This is a genomic window from Streptomyces sp. 8P21H-1, from assembly GCF_013302945.1.
This window is the reverse complement of sequence record NZ_JABTYA010000263.1, coordinates 1-7,539: the sequence shown is the minus strand read 5'-3', so window position 1 is coordinate 7,539 and position 7,539 is coordinate 1. Positions and strand designations below refer to the sequence as shown.

6 protein-coding genes and 1 pseudogene are annotated in these 7,539 nt (G+C 72.6%); 2 read left to right on the top strand and 5 right to left on the bottom strand.

The genetic code is table 11. The features are described 5' to 3' along the window. Positions 1-47: 47 nt before the first annotated feature. Positions 48-1,439: a DUF445 domain-containing protein gene (locus tag HO151_RS05340; protein ID WP_368039431.1), complete on the bottom strand. Its 1,392-nt coding sequence runs from the start codon at positions 1,437-1,439 to the stop codon at positions 48-50. A gap of 314 nt (positions 1,440-1,753) precedes the next feature. Between HO151_RS05340 and HO151_RS05335 the strand changes: the two genes are divergently transcribed. Then, on the top strand, positions 1,754-3,067 hold the full coding sequence (locus HO151_RS05335; protein ID WP_173894946.1) for an SGNH/GDSL hydrolase family protein: 1,314 nt from the start codon (positions 1,754-1,756) through the stop codon (positions 3,065-3,067). 331 nt (positions 3,068-3,398) lie between these two features. Here the strand turns inward: HO151_RS05335 and HO151_RS05330 are convergent, their stop codons facing one another. The 4 genes from HO151_RS05330 to HO151_RS05315 are packed head-to-tail and all read right to left on the bottom strand — an operon-like array spanning position 3,399 to position 6,933. Then, positions 3,399-4,196, bottom strand: a complete 798-nt coding sequence (locus HO151_RS05330) for a DUF1707 domain-containing protein (RefSeq protein WP_173894945.1) — start codon at positions 4,194-4,196, stop codon at positions 3,399-3,401. Positions 4,197-4,205: 9 nt separating this feature from the next. After that, complete coding sequence (locus HO151_RS05325) at positions 4,206-5,195, bottom strand: ATP-binding cassette domain-containing protein (protein WP_368039432.1); 990 nt, start codon at positions 5,193-5,195, stop codon at positions 4,206-4,208. A gap of 27 nt (positions 5,196-5,222) precedes the next feature. Next, entirely contained in the window at positions 5,223-6,077 is an 855-nt protein-coding gene (locus HO151_RS05320) for an ABC transporter permease (protein ID WP_254594749.1), read from the bottom strand. 43 nt (positions 6,078-6,120) lie between these two features. Next, complete coding sequence (locus HO151_RS05315; protein ID WP_173894944.1) at positions 6,121-6,933, bottom strand: ABC-2 family transporter protein; 813 nt, start codon at positions 6,931-6,933, stop codon at positions 6,121-6,123. A 218-nt stretch (positions 6,934-7,151) separates the two neighbouring features. On the opposite strand from HO151_RS05315, the pseudogene HO151_RS07040 reads away from it, so the two are divergent. Continuing rightward, positions 7,152-7,539: pseudogene (locus tag HO151_RS07040) on the top strand (hypothetical protein); the annotation flags it as partial.

Here is a 7,539-nt window from a genome sequence, read left to right as displayed (position 1 = left end):
ACCGGGACCGGGACCGGGACCGGGACCGGGACCGGGACCGGCACCGGTCAGCCGCCCAGGGCGTGCGACACCGTGTAGATGAGCAGACCGGCCAGCGCTCCCACCACCGTGCCGTTGATCCGGATGAACTGCAGGTCGCGGCCGATGTGCGCCTCGATCTTCTTCGAGGTGTGCTCGGCGTCCCAGCCGGCGACGGTGTCCGTGATCAGGGAGGTGATCTCGTCGCGGTAGGTCGTCACGACGTACACCGCGGCCCCCTCGACCCAGCCGTCGACCTTGGCCTGCAGCCTCGCGTCGCCCGCCATCCGCGCGCCGAGGGACAGCAGCGAGGCCCGCACGCGCAGCCGCAGCTCGCTGCGCTCGTCCTCGGCTGCGGCCACGATCATCTGCCGTACGGAGGACCAGACGGACGCGATCAGGTCCTGGACCTCGCCACGCCCGAGGATCTCGCGCTTGAGGTTCTCCACGCGCGCGCGGGTGTCGGTGTCGGACTGGAGGTCGGAGGCGAAGTCGCCGAGGAAGCGGTCCAGGGCGCCGCGGGCCGGGTGGGTGGGCATGTCGCGCATCTCGGTGACGAAGCGCAGCAGCTCCTTGTAGACGCGCTCGCCGACCTTCTTGTCGACGAAGCGCGGGGTCCAGCCCGGGGCGCCGCCCTGTACGGCGTCCATCACCTGCTCGTCGTGCAGGACGAGCCAGTCGTGGGCGCGTACGCAGACCAGGTCGACGATCCGCCGGTGGCCGCCGTCCGCGACGACCTTCTCCAGCATCTTCCCCATGCCTGGGGCGATCTCCTGGGCGTCGGCGCGGCGGTTGATGGCCTCGCCGACGACGGCCTGCACGTCCGAGTCGCGGAGCACCGCGAGGGCGCCCCTGAGCGCGGTGGCCAGTTCCGCCGTCACCCGGTCGGCGTGCTCGGGGTCGGCCAGCCAGGTGCCGAGACGGCTGCCGATGCCGACGGAGCTCAGCCGCTGGCGTACGACGTCCTGCGAGAGGAAGTTCTCGCCGACGAACTCGCCCAGCGAGACGCCCAGCTGGTCCTTCTTGGTCGGGATGATCGCGGTGTGCGGGATGGGCAGGCCCAGGGGCCGCCGGAACAGCGCGGTGACGGCGAACCAGTCGGCGAGCGCGCCGACCATGCCGGCCTCGGCGGCCGCGGCCACGTATCCGGCCCAGGCGCCCGCGCCGGAGTTACCGGCCCACTTGGCGAGTACGTAGACGACGGCGACCAGCAGCAGCAGGCCGGTCGCCGTGAGTTTCATCCGGCGGACCCCGCGGAACTTCTCCTCGTCGGCGGGGCTGAACGTGTTCATCGCGCGGTTCGGCGCGCCGCCGGGCGTACTGCCGGGCGCGCCGCCCGGTACTCCACCCGGCGTACCGTCCTGTGTGCCGCCCGATGTGCCGCCCGGTGCGCCGTCGCCGGCCCGCGTGGGGTTCGCCACACCGCCGGGCCGGGAAGGCCGCCCCGCCGGGCCCGTTTCCCCTGTTCGGTCCTCTTCCGTGCGTTCCATCCGCTCCATCCGTTCCCGGTCCCCCGTAACCCATTGTCCCAACCTGACCGACTACTGGAACGGAACATCAGTTCCCCGCGTCTGTCCGGGCGGGGAGTTCTCGGCGAAATCCTGGAGTCCCGCGGGACCCGACGGGATCCTGGGAACGCCGGGGCCAGGTCGGGTCCCCTCCACTCCATGCCCCATCATGGGGTGATCACATCGGAGCCACGAGCTCCCACATTTTCCGAGGAGACACGCACCGCATGACCAAGCGTCACGGTTATGCCTTGCTGGCCGCGATCATCGCCGTCATCGTCGCCGTCTCGGCCGCCATATACGTCGGGGTCGCCTCCGACGACGGCGCCGAGACCACGGTGCCCGACGGCCGCGGCCCGAACAACCCGGCGGCCCCCGCCTCCGTCGGCACCTGGGTCGGCGCCTGGTCGGCGTCCCCGGCCGGACCGGAGCCGGGCACCGAGGTGAACGGCATGGCCGGGCGTTCGGTGCGCAACGTGGTGCACGTGGGGGTCGGCGGCAGCGCCGCCCGGATCACGCTCTCCAACCTGTACGGGCAGCAGCCGCTCGGCATCACGCGCGCCTCGGTCGCCGTCGCGGACGGCTCGGACGGCGCCGCCGCGCAGGCCGGCACCATGCGGCGCCTCACCTTCAACGGCCGCCCCTCGGTGGTGGTGCCCGCCGGGCAGCAGGTCGTCAGCGACGCCGTGCGGCTGCCGGTCCCGCACGACACGGACGTCCTGGTGACGACGTACTCGCCGACCCCGTCCGGGCCCGTCACCTACCACCCGCAGGCACGGCAGATCTCGTACACCGCGGAGGGCGACCGCACGGAGGACGTCAGCGGGGTCGCGTACACCGGGCAGACGCCCTACTGGCGGTACGTGACCGCGGTGGACGTGCTGAGCAACGAGGCGGAGGGCACGGTCGTCGTCATCGGCGACTCGCTCACCGACGGGAGCACCTCGACCGTCGGCGAGAACCGGCGCTGGACGGACGTCCTCTCCGACCGGCTGCGCGCCGGGGAGGGACCCCGCTACAGCGTGGTCAACCAGGGCATCAGCGGCAACCGCGTCCTGTCCAGCGGGCTCGGCCGTCCGGCCGAGAACCCGAGCGGCCTGGTCCGCTTCCAGCGCGACGTGCTCGGCCGTCCCAACGTCAGGGCCGTCGTGATCGCCCTGGGCGTCAACGACATCCTGCGCACGCCCCACGAGACCGACGCGCGCCGGATCACCGACGGGCTGCGCGAGCTGCGGCGGATGGCCCACGCGCGGGGTCTGCGGGTCGTCGGGGTCACGCTGATGCCCTTCCAGGGGCACCGCGGGTACCGGCCGCACCTGGAGGACACCCGCCAGGCCGTCAACGCCCGGATCCGCTCGGGCGAGGTCTTCGACGCCTACGCCGACTTCGACAAGGCGCTGCGCGACCCGTACAGCCCGCGCCGCCTGCGCTCCCACTACGACTCGGGCGACCATCTCCACCCGAGCGACGCGGGCTACGAACGCATGGCCGAGATCTTCGACGTGGACGACCTCAAGGGGGCGGCTCCGGCCCAGCTCTGACCTGTGGCGGCAGCTGGCTCGGCCGCCGGTTCCGGGCCGGTGCGCGGGCGGGCGGCGAGCAGCGGGCAGCGGGCTACTGCCGGTGCCTTCTCCTGTCGAGGGCGATCACCGCGGCGCCTCCGCAGACGGCGCCGACGATCCCGGAGACGAGAAGCGACGTGAGGTCCATTGCCAGCCAGCCTTCCACCGGACTGTCACCTTGCGGCCGCCGGTGCCGGACCGCCGGTGGCCGTGGAGTCCACGTGCCCCCGGGCTTCCGGTTGAATCCGGTTGAGTCCTGTGTCCGCACCGGTAGTCGGGGGCCGGGCGGGGCCGGGGGCCGGGCGGGGCCTCAGTCCCGGCCCGTGCCCAGCTCCCCCTGACCACCCGCCCGGCGTTCGAGCTTCTCGCGGCGGCGTTCCTCCTTCAGGCGGGCCCGTTCCGCCCTGGTGATCCTGCGCTCGATGCCGACCCCGCCCCAGAAGGCGAACCCCGTGACGACCACGCGCGGCGCGCCGGGGTCCCCCGGCACACCCCCCTCGCGGTGGTCGAAACCGCCCATGATCCCGACCCCGCGGACCACGACCTCGACCCCGGGCGGCACGATCACGTTCACCCCGCCCATGATCGCGACGCAGTTGATCACCACCTCGCCCGCCGCGAAGTCCGCCTCGCGCAGGTCGAGGGTCACCCCGCCCCAGAACGCGACGGAGTGGAACGCGCTCGGCACCGTCCAGTGCCCCTTGCGCTCGAACCCCGACATGACCGCCACGCCCCACTGGGACGCCCGGCCCCCGCCCCCGCCGATCCGGTCCGCCCAGTCCCGCTCCCCGTGGACCGCGGGTCGTTTCACCATCGACACGGCGGGCGCGGGAGCCGGGACGCCCGGCGCGGGCAGGTCCCGGGTGAGGGGCTCCAACTCCCCGTACGTACGCGCCTTGTACGTCGCCTCCAGCCGCTCCTCGAACTCCTCCATGTCCAGGCGGCCCTCCGCGAGGGCGTCCCGCAGCACTTCGGTGACCCGGTCGCGGTCGGCGTCGGAGGCACGCAGCCCGGAGGATCCGCCGGGGAGACCGGGAGCACCGGGAGCACCGGAAGGGCCGGGTAGATCGGGGCGATCGGGGCGCCGGTCCGGGAGTTCGTCCGTCATGCCAGCAGCCTACGAGGTCGTCTTCTCCGCGTACATGCGGCTGATGACCGCCTCGATGTCGGGTTCCCGCACCGACAGGTCGACCAGCGGGTACGCGGCCGCGATCCGCGCCACCAGCGGTGCCGCCGACTGCGCCGCGGGGAACGCGAGCCACTGCCGCGGCCCCTCGACCTTCACGACCCGCGCCGACCCGACGTCGATCGGCGGCAGTTCCCGCTCCAGGTCCACCACCAGCGTCCGCTCGCTCTCCCCTATCTCGTGCAGCCCGGTGAGCGGCCCGTCGTACATCAGGCGCCCGTGGTCGATGACCATCACCCGCCGGCACAGCTGCTCGATGTCGGAGAGGTCATGGGTCGTCAGCAGCACCGTCGTGCCGCGCTCCGCGTTGAGGTCCCGCAGGAACTCCCGCACCCGCGCCTTGCTGATCACGTCGAGCCCGATCGTCGGCTCGTCCAGGTACAGCACCTCCGGGTCGTGCAGCAGCGCCGCCGCGATGTCCCCGCGCATCCGCTGGCCGAGCGAGAGCTGCCGTACGGGCACGTCCAGCAGGTCGCCCAGTTCGAGGAGTTCGACGCACCGGTCGAGGTTCTCGGCGTACCGCGCGTCGGGAATCCGGTACATGCGGTGCATCAGCCGGTACGAGTCGACCAGCGGGAGGTCCCACCACAGGGTGGTGCGCTGCCCGAACACCACGCCGATGCGCTGCGCGAGCCGCGTGCGTTCGCGCGAGGGGTCGATGCCCGCGACCCGCAGGTGCCCGCCGCTCGGGGTGAGGATGCCGGTGAGCATCTTGATGGTGGTGGACTTGCCCGCGCCGTTCGGCCCGATGTAGCCGACCATCTCGCCGCGCGACACGGTGAAGGAGATCGAGTCGACCGCCCGCACCTGCCGCCGCTCACGGCGGAGGAAGCCGGTCTTCCTGCGGACGTCGAAGACCTTCTCGACGCGGTCCAGACGGATGAGGGCGCCGTCGTGCCCACCCGCCCCGGTGGTGGTGATGTCGGTGTCGGTGTCGGTGTCCACGTGCTAGCTCCCCGTGCTCCGGTACGAACGAAGGCCCGCCCGCCAGGCCAGCCCCGACAGCGCGCAGCAGCCGGCGGCCACGAGCGGCGGCAGGAACGCCGTCCACTGCGGCAGGTCGAGCGGATACGGCAGCCCGAGCACGTACAGCGCGGGCAGCCAGTTGACAAAGGCCAGCGGCAGGACGAAGGTCACCCCGCGCACCAGCTCCTTGGCGAAGACGGTCGGCGGGTACTGCAGCAGGGTGGTGCCGCCGTACGTGAACGAGTTCTGCACCTGGGAGGCGTCCTGCGCCACGAACTGGAAGGCCCCGCCCGCCACGAAGACCGCCCCGAAGATCGCCGCCCCGCTGACCAGCATCACCGGCATCAGCAGCACCTTCACCGGGGTCCACGCGATGTCGACCACCGTGAGCGCGTACCCGAGGACCAGCAGCCCCTGGGTGATCCGGCCCAGCCGGCGCAGCGCGAACCGGTCCGCGGCGACCTGCGCGAGCACCGGCGCGGGACGGACGAGCAGCGTGTCGAGCGTGCCGTCGCGCACCCGCCCGCCCAGCCGGTCCATCGAGCCGAGGGCGAGGTCCGTGAGGCCGAACGCCGCACTCGACAGCCCGTACAGGAACGCCACCTCGCCCAGCCCGTAGCCGCCGAGCTCGTCGACCCGCGAGAACATCAGCAGGATCGCGACGAAGTCGAGCGCGGTTCCCGCGAAGTTGCCGAGGAGCGTCATCGCGAAGGACGCGCGGTACGCCATCGTCGAGCGGATCCACATCCAGGCGATCAGCCGGTAGGCGCGCAGCCCGTCCGCCAGGCGCGAGCGGCCGGCCCGCTCGAAGCCCGGGTACGGCGTGCCCTGCCGCAGCCCCTGCTCTTGGTGCTGGTTCTGGTGCTGGTGCTGGTGCCGGTCAGCCACCCTGGACCACCACCCTGCGCGTCGCCGCCGACTGGATCAGCCGGCCCAGCGCGAGCAGTCCGGCGGCCCAGGCGGCCTGGAAGGCGTACGTGCGCAGCAGCGCCCACCCCGTGCGCTCCCCGAGGAGCACGTCCGCGGGCACCTGGATCAGCGACGACCAGGGCAGCACGCGGGCCAGCTCGCCGAGCGCGCCCGGGAAGACGTTCAGCGGCAGCGTCATCCCGGAGAAGAAGAGTCCCGCCAGGACGGCCAGCTGCTGCACGCCCGCCCCGTCCATGAACCAGAACGCCGCCAGCGCCACGAGGTAGCGGATCGCGAAACTCACCAGGACCCCGAGCAGCACGGCGCCGAGGAACGCCGCCCAGGTGCCGGCGTCGCCCGGCAGCGCGAGCCGGAACACCAGCCCGCCCAGGACCATCGGCAGCACGCCCCGCCCCAGCAGCTGGAAACCGGCCCGCCCCGCGTCGGCGGCCAGCCACCACAGCTGGAGGTCCGCGGGCCGGTGGAGGTCGATCGCGATGTCACCCGTACGGATCCGCTCGATCAGCTCGTCCTCGAAGCCGCCGCCCATCACCGCGACCACCGACAGCAGCCCCTGCCCCACCCACACGTACGTCACCGCCTGGGCCTGGTCGTACCCGCCGAGACCGGGCCTCTCGTCCCACAGCGCGGTGTACGTGTACGCCAGGATCATGCCGAACACCGTGTTGGTGAACACGCCCGCGGCGGTGGCCACCCGGTAGGTCGCGTACCGCCGGAACCCTCCCGCCGCGACGGCGGCGTACAACCTGCCTGCCCCCTTCACGGGCGCCCTCCAGCCGTTCCGGACCAAAGCGCAGGAGCCTAGCCGCGGGGCCGCGCCGCGTGCCAGGCATTTTCTTCACGGTTTCTTGCGTCACTTGTTATGCGAAGCGTGCCCTGTGACGGGAACGAATCGCCGGATGCGACAGTCTTCAAGGGGAGGGCGCCAAGGCGTACGAGGACGTACCGGACGTACGACGTGAAACGGGAGCACGGCACACGATGAAGGACCAGCCGCAGCCGCAGCAGCCGAGCGAGGGCTGGGCACGGAAAGAGCCCGGCCCCGCCCCCGCGGCGGCTTCGGGCACACCGAAGACACCAGAAACACCGGGTGCACCCGGCGCGTCCGGCAGGCCCGGTAAGTCCGGCGCACCGGGCGTACCGGTCAAGCCGGATGCACCGGCCAAGCCGGACGCACCGGGCGAGACGGGCAAGAAAGACGCGAAGAACGCATCAGGCACACCGAACGCACCGCACACGGCCGCACAGGCACGGCCACGGGACGCGGCGGGTGCGGCGGGTACAGCGGGCGCGGCGAAGGCCGCGAACACGGCGGACCCGGCAGCCGCGGCAGCCGCGGCGAAGACGGCGGACTCGGCGAAGACGGCAC